This is a genomic window from Chitinophaga sp. CC14 (assembly GCF_048957795.1).
GTDB lineage: Bacteria > Bacteroidota > Bacteroidia > Chitinophagales > Chitinophagaceae > Chitinophaga > Chitinophaga ginsengisegetis.
This window is the reverse complement of the sequence record NZ_JARBFY010000001.1, coordinates 718,142-740,271: the sequence shown is the minus strand read 5'-3', so window position 1 is coordinate 740,271 and position 22,130 is coordinate 718,142. Positions and strand designations below refer to the sequence as shown.

At 42.7% G+C, this 22,130-nt stretch carries 17 protein-coding genes; 13 read left to right on the top strand and 4 right to left on the bottom strand.

Features of this window, described 5'->3' with window-relative positions:
- Window positions 1-426 precede the first annotated feature (426 nt).
- Together nadA and PV783_RS03160 are read left to right on the top strand one after the other, a co-directional pair.
- On the top strand, window positions 427-1,428 hold the full coding sequence (gene nadA / locus PV783_RS03165) for a quinolinate synthase NadA (RefSeq protein ID WP_420987081.1): 1,002 nt from the start codon (window positions 427-429) through the stop codon (window positions 1,426-1,428).
- Between the two features lie 1,427 nt (window positions 1,429-2,855).
- A complete protein-coding gene (locus PV783_RS03160; protein ID WP_420987080.1) occupies window positions 2,856-3,041 on the top strand; it encodes a hypothetical protein in 186 nt (61 codons plus the stop codon).
- On the opposite strand, the gene PV783_RS03155 is transcribed toward PV783_RS03160, so the two are convergent.
- Window positions 3,038-3,274 (bottom strand): FeoA family protein, encoded by a 237-nt coding sequence (locus PV783_RS03155; protein WP_079471780.1) that lies wholly within the window; start codon window positions 3,272-3,274, stop codon window positions 3,038-3,040. The two genes, PV783_RS03160 and PV783_RS03155, sit on opposite strands and share 4 nt — an antisense overlap.
- Before the next feature lie 163 nt (window positions 3,275-3,437).
- Between PV783_RS03155 and ybeY the strand changes: the two genes are divergently transcribed.
- From ybeY to PV783_RS03130, 5 genes are all read left to right on the top strand, one after another.
- Entirely contained in the window at window positions 3,438-3,872 is a 435-nt protein-coding gene (gene ybeY / locus PV783_RS03150; protein ID WP_420987079.1) for an rRNA maturation RNase YbeY, read from the top strand.
- Window positions 3,873-5,759: 1,887 nt separating this feature from the next.
- Window positions 5,760-7,628: a tRNA uridine-5-carboxymethylaminomethyl(34) synthesis enzyme MnmG gene (mnmG, locus tag PV783_RS03145; protein WP_420987078.1), complete on the top strand. Its 1,869-nt coding sequence runs from the start codon at window positions 5,760-5,762 to the stop codon at window positions 7,626-7,628.
- Window positions 7,629-7,984: 356 nt separating this feature from the next.
- Window positions 7,985-8,572, top strand: a complete 588-nt coding sequence (locus PV783_RS03140) for an RNA polymerase sigma factor (RefSeq protein WP_079471485.1) — start codon at window positions 7,985-7,987, stop codon at window positions 8,570-8,572.
- Window positions 8,565-9,908, top strand: a complete 1,344-nt coding sequence (locus tag PV783_RS03135) for an outer membrane beta-barrel protein (protein WP_420987077.1) — start codon at window positions 8,565-8,567, stop codon at window positions 9,906-9,908. The genes PV783_RS03140 and PV783_RS03135 overlap by 8 nt, the downstream gene beginning before the upstream one ends.
- A gap of 109 nt (window positions 9,909-10,017) precedes the next feature.
- Window positions 10,018-10,431, top strand: coding sequence for a hypothetical protein (locus PV783_RS03130; RefSeq protein WP_079471483.1), 414 nt, complete (start codon window positions 10,018-10,020; stop codon window positions 10,429-10,431).
- Between the two features lie 3 nt (window positions 10,432-10,434).
- Here PV783_RS03130 and cls read toward each other — a convergent pair whose 3' ends face one another.
- The 3 genes from cls to PV783_RS03115 all read right to left on the bottom strand — a co-directional run bounded on the left by cls (window position 10,435) and on the right by PV783_RS03115 (window position 15,168).
- Window positions 10,435-11,913: a cardiolipin synthase gene (cls, locus tag PV783_RS03125; protein WP_336387642.1), complete on the bottom strand. Its 1,479-nt coding sequence runs from the start codon at window positions 11,911-11,913 to the stop codon at window positions 10,435-10,437.
- A gap of 39 nt (window positions 11,914-11,952) precedes the next feature.
- Window positions 11,953-12,906 carry a carotenoid biosynthesis protein gene (locus PV783_RS03120; RefSeq protein ID WP_420987076.1) on the bottom strand — a complete coding sequence of 318 codons (954 nt, stop codon included), beginning with the start codon at window positions 12,904-12,906 and terminating at the stop codon, window positions 11,953-11,955.
- 114 nt (window positions 12,907-13,020) lie between these two features.
- Window positions 13,021-15,168 carry an alpha-galactosidase gene (locus PV783_RS03115; RefSeq protein WP_420987075.1) on the bottom strand — a complete coding sequence of 716 codons (2,148 nt, stop codon included), beginning with the start codon at window positions 15,166-15,168 and terminating at the stop codon, window positions 13,021-13,023.
- 229 nt (window positions 15,169-15,397) lie between these two features.
- On the opposite strand from PV783_RS03115, the gene PV783_RS03110 reads away from it, so the two are divergent.
- The 6 genes from PV783_RS03110 to PV783_RS03085 all read left to right on the top strand — a co-directional run bounded on the left by PV783_RS03110 (window position 15,398) and on the right by PV783_RS03085 (window position 22,112).
- On the top strand, window positions 15,398-17,803 hold the full coding sequence (locus PV783_RS03110) for an ABC transporter permease (RefSeq protein WP_420987074.1): 2,406 nt from the start codon (window positions 15,398-15,400) through the stop codon (window positions 17,801-17,803).
- Window positions 17,804-17,839: 36 nt separating this feature from the next.
- Window positions 17,840-18,640, top strand: a complete 801-nt coding sequence (locus PV783_RS03105; protein WP_336387638.1) for a lipid II flippase Amj family protein — start codon at window positions 17,840-17,842, stop codon at window positions 18,638-18,640.
- Between the two features lie 181 nt (window positions 18,641-18,821).
- Window positions 18,822-19,238: a hypothetical protein gene (locus PV783_RS03100; RefSeq protein WP_133256128.1), complete on the top strand. Its 417-nt coding sequence runs from the start codon at window positions 18,822-18,824 to the stop codon at window positions 19,236-19,238.
- Between the two features lie 126 nt (window positions 19,239-19,364).
- Window positions 19,365-20,174, top strand: coding sequence for a helix-turn-helix domain-containing protein (locus PV783_RS03095; RefSeq protein ID WP_420987073.1), 810 nt, complete (start codon window positions 19,365-19,367; stop codon window positions 20,172-20,174).
- A 265-nt stretch (window positions 20,175-20,439) separates the two neighbouring features.
- Window positions 20,440-21,141 (top strand): hypothetical protein, encoded by a 702-nt coding sequence (locus PV783_RS03090; RefSeq protein ID WP_420987072.1) that lies wholly within the window; start codon window positions 20,440-20,442, stop codon window positions 21,139-21,141.
- Window positions 21,138-22,112 carry a c-type cytochrome gene (locus PV783_RS03085; RefSeq protein WP_420987071.1) on the top strand — a complete coding sequence of 325 codons (975 nt, stop codon included), beginning with the start codon at window positions 21,138-21,140 and terminating at the stop codon, window positions 22,110-22,112. Before PV783_RS03090 ends, PV783_RS03085 begins: the two co-directional genes overlap by 4 nt.
- The last annotated feature ends 18 nt before the right edge of the window (window positions 22,113-22,130 follow it).

Below are 22,130 nucleotides of genomic sequence, written 5' to 3'. Positions count from 1 at the left end.
TGACCATTTTTCATCTCCAAGAGTTTCTTTTCCACAATTGATGTGTAAAACCCCCTGTAAAACGCAAAATAAGGTGGGAAAAGGTGCCTCTGCTCACAGGTAAAACTAATTTTGTTATTGTGGTTAAATTTACCCTTAAAAATCAGAGCGAGGAAATGTGGATAGCAAACGCCTTCTTTTAACATTTTCCTAATACACAGTTGACGAAAAAGATTTTCACCGGGGAGGATATCCACGTATGTGGATGAAAGTAGGAAAAGCCAGTATTGGCGCGGAAATGGCATGTTAATTTCGTGTGGAAAGCGTAATAAAAAGGAATAACAACTACATTTGTACGTGAGCCGGAAATTAAATTTCCACATATTCACAGCCCTAATAGTAGTGGGCTTTTCTTTTAAATATTTAAAGAAGTATATAGCTATGATTATGGAAATCGCTGACGCGAAAAAAAATTTGCAACGCAACGGATTTTTGGATATATCAGTCGATCCCTCCCTGGATTTGTTTGAAGCGATAGAAAATTTGAAAAAGAAGAAAAACGCTATCGTCCTGGCGCACTATTACCAGGAACCGGATATCCAGGATATCGCAGATTACATCGGAGACAGTTTGGGACTCAGTCAGCAGGCTGCCAAAACAGATGCGGACATGATTGTTTTTGCCGGTGTACATTTTATGGCTGAAACCGCAAAAATTCTCAGTCCCCAGAAGAAAGTGCTGTTACCCGACCTGAAGGCAGGTTGTTCCTTGGCCGACAGTGCCCCTCCGGAGCTGTTTAAGAAGTTCCGGGACCGTTACCCTGACCATATCGTGATTTCGTATATCAACTGCTCTGCGGGTATCAAGGCGCTCAGCGATATCATCTGCACGAGCTCCAATGCCGAGAAAATCATCGAAAGCGTTCCCCGCAACCAGCCGATCATATTTGCCCCCGACCGGAATTTAGGGGCCTATCTGATCAAAAAAACGGGTAGAGACATGGTTTTATGGAATGGCGCCTGTATGGTGCACGAGATTTTCTCCCTGGAAAAGATTACAAAGCTGAAGATTCGTCATCCCAAAGCCAAAGTGATTGCCCACCCGGAATGCGAACCGGCGGTTCTGGCCATCGCGGACTATATCGGATCCACCACTGGTTTACTGAAGTTTAGTCAAAAGGATGATGCGCAGGAATATATCGTTGTTACTGAAACCGGCATACTGCACCAGATGCAGAAAGAGAATCCCGGTAAAACATTTATTCCCGCTCCACCCAATAATGCGTGTGCTTGTAACGACTGTCCGCACATGAAATTGAATACGCTTGAAAAATTGTATTTGTGTATGGAGTACGAACAGCCGGAAATTACAATGGAAGAAAGCCTGAGAATAGCCGCTAAAAGGCCAATTGAACGCATGCTGGAAATTAGTGCACAGGCTGGACTTTAATATAACTAGTTGATTTACATAGTTATTTAGATTTTACTTTTTACATATAGGAAGTTAATAGTTTGCGGAAGGCCGTGAGAATTTAATATTCTCACGGCCTTCGTATTTAGGTACGAATCAATTAATTCTCAGCGCGTTATGAAGGCTATGAGAAACTCATATCCATGATGTAGCTGTACCATTCTTCGTAAAAGCCAATGCAACGCAATATTTTTTGATGTTAGAAACCCTTTGAAATTGTTTTTTAGTGCCCTGAGAATTGAAAAAAAATAATCGGCATTGGGTAAGTGAAGGATTTAGAAGAATATTTAATTCTCAGCGCACTGATATTGGGCTGAGGATGTGATATTTCTTTTTTATCACGCAATAGCGTGCGGAATTTTCTTTCAGGGAACTCTCGGTTGTTATTTTTTAAAGGCATTGACAATTCAATATTTCCTATAGTGATGGGGTTTCCCCATGCTTTCCATTTTCGTTACATTCTCAAGCCTTTAATTTTTTTCACAAATAATTTAACGAAGGCTTTTCTCTCCTCTTTTAGAGGCTTCTTTTCGGAGTTGTTTGGAGATCTTTATCCATCTTTTTTGGGGCAAATGGGAGCTTTCCAACTGAGCAACCATTTGATTTTTAAAGAAGGCTATGAGGATTGAATATTTCTCTTTTTGCTGGGGTTACCCCGGGATTTTAAGTTTCATCCAATTCTCAGCTGACTTGTAGTTTGCTGAGAATGAAGTGTTGATTGGGTTACCCCGGATGGGCCGGATTTCGTTCAATTCTCAGCGCGTTGTCAATGCGCTGAGAATTGAATATTTGATTTCGCTGTGCAGTAGTTCCTGCTTTCCTGAATTATACGGCAACCTGGTGGTACTGTTAGTGCCCTGAGAATTGAATATTTAACTTTCCACTTTTGAAATACAGAGAAAATATTTTCAGACGATTGTCAGCGTATAAGCAAGGCCCTGAGAATTGAATATTCAGAAAGGTTCGCGGATTTATCCTGGGATCAGTTTTTTGGGCATACCTCAGCGGCTGACGAAGGCGCTGACAATTGAATTTTTTTATTTTTCCCGGAGACATCCTGTTTTTCTTGAGCGGCTGGATGCTCAGGTCACTGGGTATGCGCTGAGAATCGGACATTTTTTGCTATGCCGGATAAATGTATGCTTGTGTTGAATTGTAAGCGCTTTGCCAGGGCGCTGAGATTTATATTTTCTTAGATTCTGCGGGTGAATGCTGGAAAAATTCAGAGAAATCCATTCTTAATGCATTCAAATTTCTAGGTTTTAAGATGGAATTTATTGGAAAAGTGAATGCCGGAAGAGGGGGCTTTATTGAAAATTTGGCAAAAGAAATGAGAAAAAGGAGAAAAAAAAGGAAAATTTGTTAACAAATCGGGGTAAAAAGCACCAAATGATGCTCCTGGAAATATGAAGAAAGATGGTTTGAAAGATTTGTTGATAAGTGAGGTGATCCGGCCAAAATTTCTTTTGAAAGGACTAAAAATCCCGGAAGTATGTGGAAAAGTGGGGTTAAAAGTGTGTTTTTTCGGAAAAAACGCTCTTTTTTATAAAATTTTCTTGGTTTTTGGGGATAAAAAAATAGAGGAAAACTAAATTTCCTCTACCCAAATATGGTCTGCTTCTGTTTTTCTAAGTGACAAGTTATAGCCGGCCACCATAATTGAAATTGGATCTCCTAAGGGAGCAATTTTTTCAATTTTTACTGTTTCACCTGGTACGCAGCCCATTTCCATCAGTTTAATATGAAGATCGTCTTTCGCAAATTCTATAATTACCGCACTTTTTCCTGTTGAGAGGGACGATAGTTTTATAATGCCTTTTTTCATTTCCTGCTTGTTAATCTGTTTAAACTTTGTACCAGCACAATGGGGATGCATACTTATGAATGATAAGCAAAGTTACCGCTGTATAGCCAATATGCAAAAAGAAAGGTCAGCCAATCCAAAATTTCACTTTACTTTTACATCCACATAAATTTTTTGATTATAGATGGCTATTCAGTTTACATCGCATGAGGTGAAGGATTATTTAAAGGAAAAGAGGAAGTTGAAATTGTTTCTAAGTGATCTTTTCTCCGCAGAAGGGCAGGGTTTACGGAGTTTACATTATGTTTTCTGTTCGGATGCTTACCTACTGGAGATTAATAAGCAGTTTTTGCAACACGACACGTATACGGATATCGTAACTTTTGAGATGGGAGAGGATCCGGCCATTACGGAGGGTGAAATATATATTAGCGTGGATAGGGTGTTGGAGAATGCAGACAAATTTAAGGTGCCCGTAGCACAGGAGCTGCACAGGGTTATTTTTCACGGCGCATTGCATTTATGCGGTTTCAAAGACAAAAGTAAAAAGGATGCCGCCCTGATGAGAAGTAAGGAAGATGAATACCTGGTAAAGTATTTTGGTAATAAAATAGCCTGAGGATGTTCCACGTGGAACATTTCTTATTTAGGGATAGTTGATCTAAAAGACGAGGTGATTACAGATTGAATTTATATCCTGGATACACTATTGTTACTTCTCGGATACTTCTCACATACTTGTCCGATACTTAGGACTCGTATATGCGTTGTACTCCCTATACTGTCCCTATATAGTTCCTATACAGTCCCCATACTCTCACAATACACTTACCATACAGTCCCTATACACTCATAATACACTCATAATACACTCACAATACACTCACAATACACTCACAATACACTTGGCATACACTCCCCATACACTATGCCCCTTATGAAAACGCGTAATTTGGGTGTAAGGTGGTGGGAAGCCCAGAATTATGTAACCATTGTTTGGGCATTCGAAAGAATTTAATCACCTCTCGACAGAGACCTGTTTTATAGTACATATCAGGTTTTAGGACCTTATTATCCCGATGAATATATTGGGAGCATCTGCACGAAAAGGATTTAAAAGATAGGAGCTTATTTTGGGTATAAATGTTCCACGTGGAACATTTATACTCTTTTTAAGGGGTGGTATTTTCCTGGACTGCCTTTGAATATTTTTCCTGTTTAACGAGGATTGGCTGTTTTTAATCTTGTAGCGGTTTATTGCGCATGCCAGTACGCGTGTTGATCCTGTATGATTAGATAATCTTTAATTGATGGTAACAAAGCTCAATCTTTATTTTCTATCAGGTGATTAACAAAGGGGATTTGTTTGTGCAATTAAAGGAATAGCCTTTTTAGAGGGCATCCCTTTAAAGAGATACGATGTGATTGATTGCCTCTACAGGATGGTTACAAAAACACTTCTGTGTCGAAGAGGTGTAACTGCATTTTCCTTCACCCCGTCTATATCTAACCTTGAGGCATCTGATAATCTGTTTTCTATATAGATTTAGTTTGGAGAAGATACACATGGCTCTTTAGAAGGTAGAGAATGTTTATGCGGTGTCCTCCTGGTTTGTATTTCCTGATGCGCTAAATATTTATACCTGCGAAATATCGGTGTTTGGGATTTGATTGGTATTTACCTGTGTTTATGTTAGGGTACTACAAATGAGAAGGGAGAGCTGTCGTATGCGCATTTAGGGACGACTTAATTAAACGGGTTCCTGGATTAAGGAAACCAGCATTAAAGAAATAGAAATTAACTGGTATTAATAGAGTTTTATAAGAAGTTGTTTTCCGCGTGGAAGAGAATCGATGAATAGTGTGTTATACTCGGAAGAATAAAAAGAGTTGAATGGTATTTATGGCTTTGGAATTGCGTCTCTTTATAGAGACGAGGACTAAATTTAGGGTGCAGTTCCCGAAGCGGCACCAAACAATATCTAGTACTTGTAATGAAGAAACGTAGATGTATATAAAAAGGGAAGATGACGATCTTCAAAAGAACCACCTTCTTGTGTGACCTGAATTATTTTTATTTGGAGAATCTTGGTCAGAAATGAAAGGCATCAGAATGGCGATTTATTTACTTCTGTGAGTGGAAGTACTTGAGGAAAATTGCTTGTAGGAAGGGATTAATGAAGGAAACTGATTGGCAATGAATGGATCAGATTTACCAGCTTGTTTTCTGGTGTTTAATGTGAGTTTTGAGAGCGCCTGGCTAACATGCCGCCGGCTTTCTGATTTCAAGAAACACGTAAGTCAGAAAAAGAGGGATTAGACTTTTGTCAGGATAGTTTATAATAAATGTTCCACGTGGAACATCCTTTCTCCGGTGAACAGTATATACAATCATTGTAAAGGCGAGCCTCTTAATTCTTCCTTATCGATGTTCCACGTGGAACATTCCACATTGGCAACCACATTCTCCTTACTTCTACGTAATTTTGCACTTTCTAAAGTTATTATGTTTCCATCATACGATATAATTGTTGTAGGCGCAGGACATGCAGGTTGCGAGGCCGCTGCCGCTGCTGCCAATATGGGGTCCAAAGTTTTATTGGTAACCATGAATATGCAAACCATAGCTCAAATGAGCTGTAACCCTGCTATGGGTGGTATTGCCAAAGGACAAATTGTAAGAGAGATAGATGCCCTCGGAGGATATTCCGGAATAGTAACGGATCAATCTATGATCCAGTTCCGTATGCTCAACCGTTCAAAAGGTCCTGCAATGTGGAGCCCCCGCACACAGAATGACCGCATGCTTTTCGCTGCAAAATGGAGGGAAGCACTGGAAAAAACACCGAATGTTGACTTTTACCAGGATATGGTAAAGGGCCTTTTAGTGAAGGATGGAAGATGCCACGGTGTTATCACCGGATTAGGGCATGAAATTCAGGCGAAGGCGGTAGTACTCACCAACGGAACGTTCCTCAACGGTGTAATTCATATCGGGGATAAACAATTTGGCGGTGGCAGGGTAGCAGAGAAAGCGGCTACCGGTATTACAGAACAACTCGTTTCCCTGGGTTTTGAAAGTGATCGTTTAAAGACAGGTACCCCTCCACGTATTGATGGAAGGAGTCTCGATTATTCCAAAATGGAAGAACAGAAGGGGGATGAAGAAATTGTAGGATTCTCTTACCTGGATGTCGAAAAAATTAAACCGGCGCAACAAAGAAGTTGCTGGATCACTTATACCAGCGATGCTGTACATGAAATGCTGCGTACAGGTTTCGACAGATCACCTATGTTCCAGGGACGTATTCAGGGAACAGGACCCCGGTACTGCCCAAGCATTGAAGATAAAATAAACCGCTTCGCGGAAAGAGAACGCCACCAGTTATTTGTAGAACCGGAAGGTTGGGATACCGTGGAAATATATGTAAACGGGTTCTCTACCTCTTTACCAGAAGATGTGCAAATGAAAGCACTTCGCCTGGTACCGGGGTTTGAAAACTGCCGGATGTTCCGCCCCGGATATGCTATTGAATACGATTTCTTTCCGCCAACACAGCTCCAGTTTTCCCTGGAAACAAAGCATGTTCAAAACCTCTTCTTTGCAGGCCAGATTAACGGTACTACCGGATATGAGGAAGCTGCATGCCAGGGTATTATGGCGGGCATAAATGCACACCTGAAGGCCCGGGAAGAGGCGCCTTTTGTATTGAAAAGGAGCGAAGCATATATTGGAGTGCTGATAGATGACCTGATCAATAAGGGTACCGAAGAGCCGTACCGTATGTTTACCTCCAGGGCAGAATTCAGAACCCTGTTACGCCAGGACAATGCCGATCTCCGCTTAACGGAAAGGAGCTATAAAATGGGACTGGCGTCTGAAGAAAGGATGCAGAAAGTGCAGGAAAAAAGACAAGGAGTTGAACAGATAAAACGTATCCTGAAAGAATTATCAGTAGAGCCGGATGAAATCAGCGGACTACTGGCTGAGAAATCTTCTGCTCCGTTAACGCAGAAACAAAAAGCACATCAGATTTTGTTACGCCCCGGACTCGACATTTTTGCCATGAAAGACCAGGTGGAAAAAATCGGAGAGGCACTCTCCGGATTTAGTAAGGATATTCTGGAACAGGCAGAAATCCAGATTAAGTATGATGTATACATTGAAAAAGAAAATGAACTGGTTCAGAAAATGAGCCAATTGGAAGATCTCGTAATACCTTCCAATTTCGATTATGCTAAACTGGTTTCCTTGTCAAACGAAGCAAGACAGAAATTTAATAAAATCCGTCCGCATACTTTAGGTCAGGCAAGTCGTATAAGTGGAGTTAATCCAAGTGATGTACAAATCCTGATGGTATATATGGGACGATAAAAAATAAAAAGTTTTATAAAAGCGGGTAACGTTGTTTTTTACAATCTACCCGCTTTTTATTTTAACGGGCACAAACAGAAAAAAATAGCAAAAATGCCGCAAAATCGACCTTCAGAAATGGGGTAAATTTTAATTATCTCTAATGAGGTGGATGTAAGTGTTAAAAAAGGCTAAGAGGGGATAAAAGGGGCTAAAAACGCATATTTTTTGAGGAAAAGTTTATTTTTGTAGCGAAAGCAACCTTTTTTGATTGCCAAGCGTATCTATCTTCAGTTTGGAGTTTTATTTAAACAATCATTTCCTGATAAGAAAATTATAACGCACCTAATACCAAAAAAGCAGGCAAGAATATTTTTGTGCATGAGCTGAATAATATTAATGAACTGATTGCTGGTTGCTGCAGAAAAGAACGCAGCAGTCAGGAAGCGTTATACCGGAACTTTTTCGGATATGGACTCAGCATTTGTTTGCGATATGCACAAAACAGAGATGAGGCAGTTGAAATCATGAATGACGGATTCCTTAAAATATTCCAACACATTGAAACATTTGATACCTCCCGGCCATTTAAAACATGGCTGGCAAAGATTATGGTAAATACTGCCATCGATTTTTTAAGAGGTAAAAAGAAACTGGTTTTTACGGATGATATCAACCAGGTACCAGAACCCGGAACAGATGAAAAAATAATTGATAAACTATCCTATGATGAATTGCTGAAGCATGTTCAGGCTTTGCCTCCGGCTTACAGAACTGTTTTCAATCTGTATGTGATGGAGGGCTTCCAACACCAGGAAATAGCAGGTATGTTGCGAATCTCAGAAGGAACTTCCAAATCAAATTTATTCAAAGCAAAGAAAATACTGAAAGACAGAATTATTAAAGCATCCATGAGTACTACTGATGGAATAGACATAAATATGCCCTTATACAAAAATGAATGACGCGTTTGAAAATAGTATCCGTAACAAGCTAAATGAAGCTGATATTCCTTTTGACCAGGATGCCTGGAAAAAAATGGAATCAAAGCTGGATGCAGGCGATAATAATAAACGCCCGGCCGGCTGGTGGTGGCTGTTATTATTGCCCGTTCTGGGCGGCTTAGGCTGGTGGATCATGCAACCATCAGCTACGGATAAAGCTGTTTCACGTGCAACAGTAGCTTCCCCACAACAACAGGACTCTGTTACGACAAACGGGCTGCGCATGGCCACTCCGGATAGTAATGCGGCTCATTTAAGGGAAATAACTGCGCCAACTAAAACACATCAGGGAAGTAATTCATCGTTAGAAAAACAACAGCCTGATGCGAATACCGCAACAGGAAATTCCTCCCAACAGCAAACGGTATCCCCATCAGGAATCCATCTGCCAAAAACAAATGCGACAGCCATAAACACCGGCCGCCAGCAAACCTCTTCGCCAGCAGATACCTATCTGCCGAAGGCAAATAAAACAACAGATCAATATATACCGGAAAAAAGAACGATACCAGATATTCCTGTTGAATCAGGAAAAACAACGGGCAATGATAATGGTGATGAGTCTGCTATAAAATACTCCGTTTTCGATTTGCTGAAAACAAAGAGCGCTAATAACTATAACGTATATACGAAAATAGGAAGACCCGGTGAAATACCTATAAACACTGAGGTACAACCGGATCAGGAAAAAAAAGTTGCACGACGAAAGATTAACTCAAAAGGACTTTATGTCGGTGTAACATTCGGACCAGATCTGAATGTTGCGCCTTCGTTTAATTATGGAAAGATCGGTTTTAATGCCGGCGTACTGGCGCACTATTATTTTAACAAGCACTGGTTTGTTACAAGTGGAGTAGTATACAGTAAAAAATTATACGGCGCTACGAGCAGCGATTATAGAAATCCCAACTACACCAATCCGTATGATCTTGTGAAAGTGAATGCGAATTGTGATGTGCTCGATATACCCGTGAATATAAATTATACCTTCTTACAGGTAAAAAATAATACGGTGAGCGCCACACTCGGTATTTCCAACTATATTATGCTGAAAGAAAAATATCAGTATATCTACAAATACACTCCTGAAAAGGAACGAACAGTAGAAAATGAAAATCAGCATTATCTCGCTATCCTGAATGTAGGCGCCCTTTATCAGCATCCCGCCGGAAGAAGATTAATTGTTGGGGTACAACCATATGCAAAAATTCCCCTGCATGGGGTAGGATTGGGACAGGTGAAACTGTACTCTGCCGGCTTATCGCTGCAGTTAAACCTGGTAGGAAAAAAACGCTGATCAATCCTGTAAACAAACATTCTTCTGCTTTGTTATCTTCCTGATACAATGCCTGCTGCTTTATGTGGCACGGCATTTTCTGCTTTCGTATTTAATAAAAGGTTTGATTATGAGCAACAAGAAAAATAAAACCAACAAGGAAGACCAACAACTGCCAAAAAAAGAGGAAGATCAATTTCCGGGATACCCGGAATACCCTGCCAGCGAAGATATCATGAATAAAAAGAACCGGGATAAAGAAGTAGATCTGGATATCAACGAGGTAACCGGCTCTTTCCGCAGAAACAGTGAATTGCCACCGGATAAAAAGAGGTCCAGGGAAAACGATGAACAGGAAGAAACCTGGCGCCAGGATAAAGTAGGAGATGACCTCGATATTCCGGGTGCAGAACTGGACGATGAAGCAGAAGCCATTGGGGAGGAAGATGAGGAAAACAATATTTACAGCATAGGAGGCGACAGACACGAAGATCTGGAAGAAGACAACGGAGAGTTCCTCGACCTGGAAGAAGACAAGGATTAGGGCTTATAACAGTGGTGTAAGAAGACGACATACTGCGTCCATAAACCGTTTTACAACATTGCGCCTGTTCCATCGGGTTTCCTGTACAGGAACGGAATATAAAAGGTCTTCTTCAAACACTTTATTAAGCCGGGTAGCCACCTCATTATCATAGATCAGAGCGCCTATTTCACAATTCAGGTAAAAGCTGCGGTTGTCGAAATTAACGGAGCTTACCCATGCAAGATTATCGTCTATTACCATCGTTTTAGCATGAATAAAACCACGGGTATAGAAGAATATTCTTACACCCGCAGCCAGCAATGGTTTCAGGTAGGAGAGGGCAGCATGTTGTACAATATAGGAATCACCTTTGAGCGGTAATATCAGCTGTACGTCTTTCCCGGCGAGGGAAGCCATTTGCAGCGCCGTGAGCAGTTCTTCTGTGGGAATAAAATAAGGGTTAGTGATCCGGATCCTTCTCTTGGCAATGTTAATAGCCATGAGGATACTTTGCATAGCCACCGGCCATTCTGAATCGGGGCCGCTGGCAACAATATCTACAAAACAGGTACCCGTGAGATCAGACCGGTGAAAGAACGGCTCTGCAAAAGGAAATACTTCTTTACTGCAATAACGGTAACTCATCAGAAACTGCAGCTGCAGGATGTTCACGGCATCGCCTTCAATTTTCAGATGGGTATCCCGCCAGAAAACAGGATGCTTGCCGTTGTTGATGTATCGTTCATCGAGATTGATGCCGCCGACAAAACCAATCCTGCCGTCTACCACAATAATTTTGCGGTGATTTCTATAATTGGCGTTCAGATAAAAATCTACCAGCACAGGGGAAAAAGGGTATACGCTGGCGCCATGTGCTTTTAAGCGATCAGGAATATCCCCGATCCGGTCGCTGCCCATATCATCATACAGAAAGCGCACCTGTACGCCCTGGTTTAGTTTTTCTATCAGGATGTCTGTCACTTCATTACCCACATCATCCGCTGAAATCATGTAGTATTCGATATGAATATGGTGTTTCGCGGCACGCAGCGCACTGAAAACGGCCGGGAATTTTTCTTCTCCATTAATCAGTAGTTGTACGCGGTTATTTTTACTGAGGATCGACTGCCTGGTATTGAGCAGCATGGCAGAAATCTCCTGTTTATTTCCTGCCAGTCGGCGTAACTCCACCTGCATTTGTTCTATCAGCGGTTTCTGGGACTCCCAGTACCTGGAAAATAACACCTCATCTTTACTGCCTTTCAGGGTAAACCTTCTTCTTTTACGCAGATCACGTCCCAGGTAATAATAAACAATCAAACCAACCACCGGAATAAACACCAGCACCAGGATGTAACCGATAGCCTTTACGGGGTTGCGGTTTTCCAGCAGAATAGTGGCAATCAAACCAATGAAAATAAGGATCAGTAAGACAATACTGCCTATTTTGATATAAATATGCCATTCAGCACCTGTTAGATAACCGATCAGTGTTGTCACCAGTAAAAGTTATTTAAGCTGTAAAACAAGGTATTAATATTAACATGTTTCCGTTAAAATAGTTATGGGTCGCTTTTTTATCAGCATAGGTAAATGAATCAGTATACCGACTGTTGCATTTAGCAAAGAGAAAGCCGTCATCCAGCTATTTTCCCGGGAGAACCCACCCAGGAATAACCAAACCAGGAAATACACGTGGAACCATAATGGAACAATCCACGCTGCCAGCGGAAAATAATGATCACTGATTTTATTTCTCCTGGCAAAGCCTGTTACTACCATTAACGCCAGTAATATTATTAATGCAATAAGCCGGTGCATGCTGCTGATGCCAAATGCCTGCTTCAGTAAATCGGCCAATGGGAACAAGGATACCCACAGGGCGGCCTGTGAAAGGATAATGGAAAGTAAAGGCAACACGGCTTTCCATAGCCGGGTAACCGCCACTTTTTCCAGCAGCCGGCCAAAAAGCGAATAAAAAAATACTACCAGCAGCCAGCCATAGAAATTAGCGTATGGCACACCAAACCACTGCCCCGTAAGTGTTTCTGAAGGGTACCCCCTGCCCACCCAATCCCAGTGCCACATATGCAGGCGATAGGCCACTACGTCCATACTTCCGTCGATGTTCAAAGCCAGCAGGCTATCCAACGCAGCGGCCGCCCATAGCGGCAGTCCGAAATTATCTGTAAATAAACGCGACGAATAAATGATGACTGCCCAGCCACAGCCAATACAAAACGGAATATTATGAGGCGCCTTACCCAGCATAAGCCAAAACTGCCCGTATACATAACCACTGCTGGTGGCTACGTTCACATATTCCAGGAGCAATCCGAAACATAATGCCCCCAGCAACCATGCAATATTCGCTGTACCTTTTTTAAGGGCATGCCAACCACAAATAAGCAGCAGGGTGTACATGCAGATCTCCGTTAGCGGAAAGCAGTATCCGGGTGCGGCACCGTAAGGCATATTGGCAAAAGGAAGCATATCCCTGTAGTTTGAAATACTGAAGATAATAAATCAGCTGCGATTCATTTTTCCTCAAAAGAAAATGCGCTGTTTCCCGTATTGTTGGAAACAGCGCATTTAAATATAACGTACTTATTCGGCTGTTATTTCAAGGATATTACTGCTCAGCGATCTGCCATTCCCGGCCACCAGCTGAATACCTTCTTTCATCAGGAAATCGCCACTGTAGAGCTTATCAAAGTGGTATGAAGAATGTGTTCCGGGGAAGAGATTTATTTCGTTGATGCGATAACGTTTTTGAGGATCCAGTCCCTGGAGTTTAACCATTGTGAACACGTCGTTTTTTGCGATGTTCATCAGGTAGCTGAAAACGATGCTTTTCTGCTGATCGTCGCTGGTATACTGGAATACCGCCCTGTTTTCTTTATAGGGAGAAATAAGCCGGTAAAGATTACCATACCACACTATATCACTTATACGCTTATACGTAGTTACGGCATCACGACTGAACTGTAATTCTTTCTCTGTAAAATCATCCACCTTGATATCGTATCCCAGTTTGCCCATCATGGCCACATCGGTGCGGAATTTCAGGGATTGGTTTCCCCAGTTGGTAACATGTGCTGCCATTGTATTGGCCGGGAAGAAGTGGGAGTATCCGTACTGGATATAAATTCTTTCCAATCCGTCGGTATTGTCGCTGGGCCAGAATTCGGTGAAATATTTCATGGCGCCATAATCTGTACGTCCGCCACCGCCGGAGCAAAGCATGATCGGCAGGTGAGGATATTTTGCTCTTACCCTGTCGAGTACTTTATATAAGCTGCGGGTATAATCAATAAAAAGATTCGATTGTTTTTCTTTCAGATAAGGAGAATAAGTGTTGGTCAGCATCCGGTTACAGTCCCATTTGATATAAGCGATGCCCGGGTTTTCAGACATGGTTTTGTCTACCACACTATATACGAAATCCTGTACAGCAGGGTTGGTAAGGTCCAGCACCATCTGGTTGCGGTAATAGTTTTCCGCGCGGTTTGGCAGGCGAAGTACCCAATCCGGATGCTTCGTATATAATTCACTTTGTGGATTTACCATTTCCGGTTCCAGCCAGATGCCGAATTTGATGTTTTGTTTTTCTGCTTCCTGTACGAGGTAGCCTAATCCATGCGGAAGTTTGGTGGTATTGTGTTCCCAGTCGCCCAGACCTGCATTGTCTGCATTACGGGGAAATTTATTGGCAAACCAGCCGTCGTCGAGCAGGAACATATCTACACCCAGTTTTTTAGCACCGCCGAAAAGACTGATCAGCCGTTGTTCGTTAAAGTCCATCCCGGTTGCTTCCCAGTTATTGAGCAGGGTTAAACGTGGGGTGTGTCCATCGAGGATACCGTAGTTGAGCGCCCATTGATGAAAGTTTCTGCTGGCCTGTCCGGCTCCTTTGGCCGACAGGGTGAAGATGAACGCCGGCGTGGTAAAAACTTCATTGGGTTTTAGCGTATAGTCGCTCGCGTAAGGATTGATCCCGGAATTAACGTGCAGGGTATTATGTTCATCTACTTCAAAACCAAATTTGAAATTTCCGGTCCAGGCCAGTGTTCCGGCCAGTACTTCCCCGTTTTCTTCTTCGGCGGGATGATTCAATGACAGCAGGAACAGCGGGGATTGCAGCATGTTGGCTCTTACCCCCAGTTTACTGTCGAGGATCTTCATCCCGGTGGTAAGATATTGTTCCTGCATACCGGCTTCCTTTGCCCAATCGCCGTGGAATTGTGTTAACCAATATTTATCTGCTTTCAGGTGAAGCATAGAAGAGGCGTATGCAGTTAGTCGCACCGGCTTTTTCTCGTTATGTTTTACCTCTGTCCATGCTTTGATAATATCTTCTTTATAATATGCTTCAAAATGGAGGATAACGGTTACCGGGTATACGGGATCTTTGAGTGTAATGGTAGTAGTAGTGATATCGTCGTTTGTTTTTACTGAAGTTTGGCTACTGTACTTTAGCTCCAGCGAAGGGTTTCCGTCGTTGTGCACAATACGGATAGCCGGATCCAGCAGGCTTTCCATTCCTGCGGTTACATAGGCTTCCTGTTTTCCCTGTGAAAGGGTGTCGGCTGTGGCTGGCTGTAATTGCTGCCCGAAGTATTGTTGTATTAACCGGCCTTCGTGGTTAATGCCATACAGGAGGCTGATGTTGCGGGTGGCAATGCGAATATTTTTCTCTTGTGCAGATACCCAGTGGGTTAACAGTATAAAGCTTATGCAAAGCAGTTTTTTCATGCTAAAATATTTACTACGAGGAATAAGCGTACAAAATACAAATAAAAAGGAAGGATTACATGATAATTTACGGGAGAAAAGGTCCCTTTTCCCGCAAAGGCGTTCCCGTGCAAAAGTGAACAAAAGTTGTCCGGTAGCGGACAAAAATTCTCCGTAATGCTGTTGATCGTCAATATGTTGAGGTGCGGCATTTTTTTCGCGGGAAGAAGAAACCACTATTCATTCGTTTATGATAAAGAACTACTTTCTGATTGCCTGGAGAAATATGGCGAAGAACCGTTTTTTTGCTGTGGTGAATATCTGGGGATTAGCTATCGGGATCACCTTTGTATTGCTGATTGGTGCGTATACCTGGGGAGAGTACCAGGTGAACCATTTTGTGAAGAACAGCGATCGTATTTTTCTGCTGAGAAGCAAATGGGCAAACCCGGAAACAGGGGTGGAGTTTGCAACATTAGGACCACTAACAAAAGCATTGCAGGACAATTATCCTTCATTGGTAGAAAAGGCTTATGCCCATGATGGGATTAACGTTGTTATTTCAGTAGGAGATAAACATTTCAGGGAAGGGGTACAACCAGGGGATTCTACTTTTTTTGAGATGTTTAATTTCCCGGTTGCCTATGGCGATCCGCGTACAGCAATGGATAAGCCTAATGCAGTGGTGCTTACGGAGAAAAAAGCAAAGCAGTATTTTGGTCAAACGGATGTAGTTGGGAAGTTACTAAGAATACAATCCTTCGATGGCAGGAATGACAATTTTGAAGTAACAGCTGTAATAAAACATCTGCCTTTTAACACCATCACTAATTTTTTTAAACCTGGTAATGAAATATTTCTTTCACCCGGCAGTATCCGCTATTTCGGAAGGGAGTTTGGATTTACCAGCTGGTTGTCGCCCAATATTGTGGGTTATGTATTGCTGAAGCCAGGCGTTACTGCCGAACAGTTGCGGGGTCCGATAAAAACGCTGTTAGCCACCAATACCACCGCAGAAATTCAACGTACGCTGGAGGTAACACCGGTAGCTTTGAAAGACTGGTACCTCATGATGAATAAAGGGTTGGCTGGAAAAATGATCGCCGTTTTTTCTTTAGTGGCATTGTTCATTCTGCTGATGGCGATTATAAATTTTGTAAACATTTCTATCGGTAATTCTTTAACGAGATTAAAAGAAATAGGTGTACGAAAAGCGATGGGAGGAAAGCGGCTGCAGCTGGTGCTTCAGTTTATCACAGAGTCAGTGCTGATCGTTACGTTTTCTTTTATTGTATCGCTGGGTTTATATTTTATACTAAGACCATTATTTGGTGAGATGATCGGAAAAGATATTCCAGCATTATCTTCTTTTCCTGCCTGGTTTGCCGTGTTGCCATTGATCGTTATCCTGTTTACAGGCTTACTCGCAGGGATTTATCCTGCGTTTGTATTGTCTGCGCAACCTTCTGTAACGGCGTTGAAAGGAAAGCTGAAGGATGTAAAGGAGAAATTATTTTTCAGGCAGTCGCTGGTAACGGTACAATTTGTAACGGCTATCGTGGTGTTTATTGCCGCGATTGTAATAGACCGGCAGGTGGCTTTCTTTTTCAATTCAGATCTTGGGTATAACAAAGAGAAGGTGGTAACTGTTGCGGTGCCACGCGACTGGACCACAGCAGGTGTATTGCATATGGAACGTATGAGAGATGAATTTCGCGCCATGCCGGAAATAAAAGACGCCACCTTTGCTTATGTAATCCCGGATGGAGCAGCCAGCGGAGCCAGCAGGATTTACAGGCCGGAAAATGATTCCAGCACTGCTATTTCAGCAGTATCGCTTATTACAGACGAACGTTACCTGGCCACCTACGATATCAAACTGGATGTGGGGAATTTTTATAACGGCACTCCAGGGGATTCTGCAAAAATTGTTATCAATGAAGCAGCCGTAAAGGCATTGGGCTGGAAGAGTGCGGAAGAGGCCATCAATAAGCCGCTGCGGTTGTATAATTTTAGCCCGGTGGTGCATGTGAGTGGCGTTACCCGCGATTTTCATTTTGGCACCCTGCGTGATGCTATTACCCCGGTTTATTTTCAACCTGTGCGGGGTGCGAATATATACCGGTATTTATCGTTCCGCTTTAATGCGGGAAATACAACTGCGCAAATAGCAGCATTGCAGCGCAAATGGCAGCAGGTTTTCCCGGATGCTCCTTTTGATTTCAAATTTTTGGATGATAGTATAGCACAGCTATATGATACCGAAACACAGATGCAGAAGGCTGCCAAGGCGGCTACAGTAGTGTCGCTGATGATTGTATTGCTGGGAGTACTGGGAATTGTTACTATGAGTATTGCAAAAAGGAATAAGGAGATGGGAATAAGAAAAGTACTCGGTGCATCGGGCTTAAACATACTGCTGCTTTTTATAAAAGAATTTTCAGGAATCATTGTTGTTTCCAACATCATTGCCTGGCCGTTGTCGTGGTATCTCTTACATGGCTGGCTGATGGATTATGCCTACCGGGTCAATATCGGCTTATTACCTTTCCTGGTGGTGGGTGTTACCCTTGTAATGCTGGTAGGGGTGATCATAGTAGGGATGACCAGCCGGTTAGTGGCTGTTAACCCGGTAAAGAGCCTGAGAACAGAATAATGTTTATTTTAGTAATTGTTTTAAAGAATTACTAAAATGGCCACTCAGATTATCATTGTACTTGTGCTTACGATGTTTATTAACGGGATGACAACCTTATCCTATGCCGTGAGATTGGTGGGCGTAAAAACCGGTAGAATTGCCATTACCTTTTCTTTATTTAATATCCTCGTTCTTTTATCCCGCACCGCCAATACTTTGCAGGCGCCGTTACTGGCCAAAACAGTGGAGCAGGATCTGAAACACGGGGTTTCTTCCAATACGGGGATATTCAGGTATATTATCCTGTCGTGTACGATTGGTGCCATACTTGGCGCACTGCTGATCCCTACTTTTCAGCGGTTGCTATCTAAGGCGGTGTCGCATTTTAGTGTGCACAAATCTATTCCCAGGTTATTTTATGTTGGCTTGTCCGGTGCCGGTATGCAGTTTGTGAAAGAAAGTATGCGGATGCCAACAAAAGAGCAATTTCTGGAATTGCCGGCTCACAGGGATATTCCCTGGCGCATTTTTATTTACAATGTGTTGGCCAGTGCTATCATAACTATTTCAGTTTTATCGTGCGTTTATGCTGCGTATCTGAACCCGGAGTACAGAACAACCGCCAGTAATTTATCCGGTGTTATAAACGGTTTGGCCACGGTATTGATGGTATTGTTTATTGATCCGCATTTATCTATTCTTACGGATGATGTGGTATTGGGCAAGCTTTCAGAGGGTACTTTCAGGAGATTTGTTTCCTATATGGTAATTGCCCGTATCAGCGGAACCTTGCTTGCACAGCTGTTGCTGTTACCGTGTGCGCAGCTAATTGCATGGCTGGCAGAAAAAGTATAGTCTGTTTACAATTGATTAACAAATTTCTGAAGTTTTCCGTGTTTTTTTGAAGATGAATTTTAACCCACGGAAATTATTTGTCATTGTTGGTGAACCACATTCAGGCAAAACAAGAACCATTCAATACTTGTTTCAGAGAAAGCAATTTTATCTCTTTAAACAGCCCATAAAACTGGATGCGTTGTGGAACAAAAAATTTATTGTTGTAAATACGCCAGACCCTTACTGCCGGGCAGATGACCAGCTTAACCGCATTAAATCTGTTATACAGTACCATACTGCATCAGATACCTCTTTTCTTTTTAGCCTCAACCTGGTATTGGATAACAGTGCATTTGATATCAGGAAGATCCTGTTGTATTTTAATCAGTCTGCTTTTGAGGTTTATTACTTTGTTTTATACTCGAGCTGGTTTGATAAGAAAGTGATAAGAGAGGAGCATATATTTCAGCTGCAACAGCTGGCAGAAAATGGCAGTATTCACCTGTTTGATAGGTTGGTTACCCAATCAGGACTGCGGTTTAACGAGAGGGTGGAAGAGGTGAAAGAGGCCATAGGAAAGATACTGGGAATAGCGATCAATGTAGATCCGCAATGAAAGGGCCGATGGGTGCGACGGTCATGCGAAAAAGCGTTGTTATATAGTCAGGATTGGCCCCGGCTATTGTTAATTGTTCAAAGCAGTCGAATATTTCAGATATTTGTACCGGTAAAGCATTTGAATATGTTCAAGGTGCAATCTTTCCGGCCACACAGGTTGTTACAGGATTTTGTACTTACTTACCTGATCCTGGAAAGTGATTTCCTGGAGGAAGGCTGCCGGAAGATGACCATACTGCCGCATCTTATTCAAAGCATTGTATTTAATATAGGCCCGCCGGGTAAGGTTTATGATGTTACTAGTAAGGAATATGTGGCATCAGACAGTATTACAGGCCCTAATGATATTGTTTGTGAACGCTGCATATATGCCGGAATGAAAAGCCTGGTGGTAAATCTTAAGCCTGGCGCCTGGTTTAAACTCTTTCATATTCCTGCAACAAACTTCACAAATAAAACCATTGATCTGTCGGTTGCCGGTTCTCAAATGCATGAACTGGGAGAGCTGCTAAGGGAATGCAATAATGGCCAGGAGCAGGTTGCTATGCTGGAAGCATTTCTTCTCCGGCAGTTATTAAGCGAAAGAAAATATTCCAGAAGTTTAAATGAAGCGATACGGCTGATATATGCAGCAGACGGTAATATTACCATCCGCCAACTGGAGTTGGGAACCTATCTTACCAAACGTACGTTGGAAAGAAACTTCCTGGAACAAACGGGGCTTCGCCTGAAAACATTTTGTCGTATTGTGCGTTTCCGGCGAACGATTGAATACATAGAAAAGGAAAGAAAAACTCAATGGTGTTTATTGGCCAGCCGGTTCGGGTACAGCGACCAAACTCATTTTATCAAAGAGTTCAGGCATTTCGCAGGATGTTTACCACATGAATATCCTGGTTTCCGCAGCAGCCTGGAGCTGGCATTGGGAATTTAAATTTTGTCACTTTTATCCGATAGTTCCCTTTCTTATTTTCCTAAATTAGCATCACTTGTAATTCCCCGTGTTAGTACGGTTAATCAATGATAACATTGGTTGACGAAGTTGACCGTATTAATTATGTCGAAAATACATCTTCTGATATTTTTGACCGTCTCCTCGAAATTCCCCGCATTCCTTTAAAGCTGGTTTTATTGACTGCCTGGTATTAGCAATGGCTGATGTTACAGGTAAATATTGCATTCATCAAAACAGCAATCATATGAGTTATAGTGAAAACGAAGCAACCAACCGCCGTGATTTTCTCGGGAAAATCATCGCAGGGGCAACGGTGCTTACTATGCCGTCCTTTGTTCCTTTGGACCTGCAGGCGGCGTTCGCCCCCGAAAAAATGAATATCGTTCCCGAAGACGCCGAAGCATGGGTGAATAAAATCAAGGGCAAACACAAAATGGTGCTGGATGTGGTTCGTCCGCACGACATACTGCCTTTTGCGTGGCCAAAAGTGTTTTTACTGACCAATGCCGCTACGGGTACGCCAGAAAAAGAATGCTGTGTGGTAGTGGTATTGCGTCATGACGCGATTCCATATGCTATGAAGAGTGAGCTATGGGAGAAGTATAAATTTGGAGAAGTATTTAAAGCAGATGATCCTGCCACAAAGGCGCCGGCAGTAAGAAACCCGTTCTGGCAGCCGAAGCCGGGAGATTTTAAAGTTCCGGGCGTTGGCGATGTAGCTATCGGGATCAATGAACTGCAGGCCAGCGGCGTATTATTCTGTGTATGTAACATGGCGATAACAGTGTACAGCGCAGTGGTGGCGCAAAACATGTCGCTCGACGCTGCAGAGGTCAAGAAAGAATGGATCGAAGGAATCTTACCGGGAATACAATTGGTGCCTTCCGGTGTATGGGCTGTAGGTCGCGCCCAGGAACGGAATTGCGGCTACTGTTTTGCGGGATGAAACAGATTTCTTTCCGGGTGTTGTGGAGCATGGTGTTGCTGGGATTGATACTGGTTGTTGTTAAAGTGTTTTTCAGCAACCAGGTTAAACACGATAAGAAGTCAACAGAAGCGTTATGGCTGGCTCCTGATACGGGTATGATTCCGCATACGCCAAATGGGGCAATGATCCGGTATGGCCGGGATCTTATTGCGCATACTTCTGTATATCTGGGACCAAAGGGAAAAATTGCGGTCATCAGCAATGGCATGAACTGCCAGAATTGCCACCTGGACGCCGGTACCAGGCTCTGGGGAAACAATTATGGAGGCACGGCATCTACATACCCGAAATTCAGGGAAAGGAGCGGCATGGTTGAATCGATTGCCAAAAGGGTGAATGATTGTCTGATCCGCAGTCTTAATGGGAACGCGCTCGACAGTAACAGCCAGGAGCTCAGGGCTATTATCGCTTACATACAATGGCTTGGGAAAGATGTGCCTAAAGGATACAAACCTCCCGGAAGCGGAATAAAAGAGCTGCCGTACCTCGAAAGAGAGGCCGACACGATAAAGGGCAAGCTGGTATATGTGCAGAAATGCAGTAAATGTCATGGAGAGAATGGCATGGGTAAGCTATCAGCAAGTGCTGTGGAGTATGAGTATCCGCCTTTGTGGGGAGAGCACTCTTATAATACGGGCGCCGGCATTTACCGGATATCAAGATTTGCCGGGTATGTAAAAAGCAATATGCCGTTTGGCACCGACTATAGTAAAACACAATTAACGGACGAGGAAGCTTGGGATGTGGCTGCCTTTGTAAATTCACAACCACGTCCTGTTAAAAGATTCCCGGAAGACTGGCCAGTAATAAGCACCAAGCCGGCAGATCATCCTTTCGGGCCGTTCAGCGATACCTTTTCTGAACAACAGCATAAATACGGTCCATTTGGTCCTATTCTGCATCAGAGAGACAAGCAGCACATTAAATAATTCCTCATTCAAATAAAA

Coding starts and splice junctions, on each gene's coding strand:
- nadA (WP_420987081.1), top strand. CDS start 427: ATGGAAATCGCTGACGCGAAAAAAAATTTGCAACGCAACGGATTTTTG.
- PV783_RS03160 (WP_420987080.1), top strand. CDS start 2,856: ATGAAGAAAGATGGTTTGAAAGATTTGTTGATAAGTGAGGTGATCCGG.
- PV783_RS03155 (WP_079471780.1), bottom strand. CDS start 3,274: ATGAAAAAAGGCATTATAAAACTATCGTCCCTCTCAACAGGAAAAAGT.
- ybeY (WP_420987079.1), top strand. CDS start 3,438: ATGGCTATTCAGTTTACATCGCATGAGGTGAAGGATTATTTAAAGGAA.
- mnmG (WP_420987078.1), top strand. CDS start 5,760: ATGTTTCCATCATACGATATAATTGTTGTAGGCGCAGGACATGCAGGT.
- PV783_RS03135 (WP_420987077.1), top strand. CDS start 8,565: ATGAATGACGCGTTTGAAAATAGTATCCGTAACAAGCTAAATGAAGCT.
- PV783_RS03130 (WP_079471483.1), top strand. CDS start 10,018: ATGAGCAACAAGAAAAATAAAACCAACAAGGAAGACCAACAACTGCCA.
- PV783_RS03120 (WP_420987076.1), bottom strand. CDS start 12,906: ATGCTTCCTTTTGCCAATATGCCTTACGGTGCCGCACCCGGATACTGC.
- PV783_RS03115 (WP_420987075.1), bottom strand. CDS start 15,168: ATGAAAAAACTGCTTTGCATAAGCTTTATACTGTTAACCCACTGGGTA.
- PV783_RS03110 (WP_420987074.1), top strand. CDS start 15,398: ATGATAAAGAACTACTTTCTGATTGCCTGGAGAAATATGGCGAAGAAC.
- PV783_RS03105 (WP_336387638.1), top strand. CDS start 17,840: ATGGCCACTCAGATTATCATTGTACTTGTGCTTACGATGTTTATTAAC.
- PV783_RS03095 (WP_420987073.1), top strand. CDS start 19,365: ATGTTCAAGGTGCAATCTTTCCGGCCACACAGGTTGTTACAGGATTTT.
- PV783_RS03090 (WP_420987072.1), top strand. CDS start 20,440: ATGAGTTATAGTGAAAACGAAGCAACCAACCGCCGTGATTTTCTCGGG.
- PV783_RS03085 (WP_420987071.1), top strand. CDS start 21,138: ATGAAACAGATTTCTTTCCGGGTGTTGTGGAGCATGGTGTTGCTGGGA.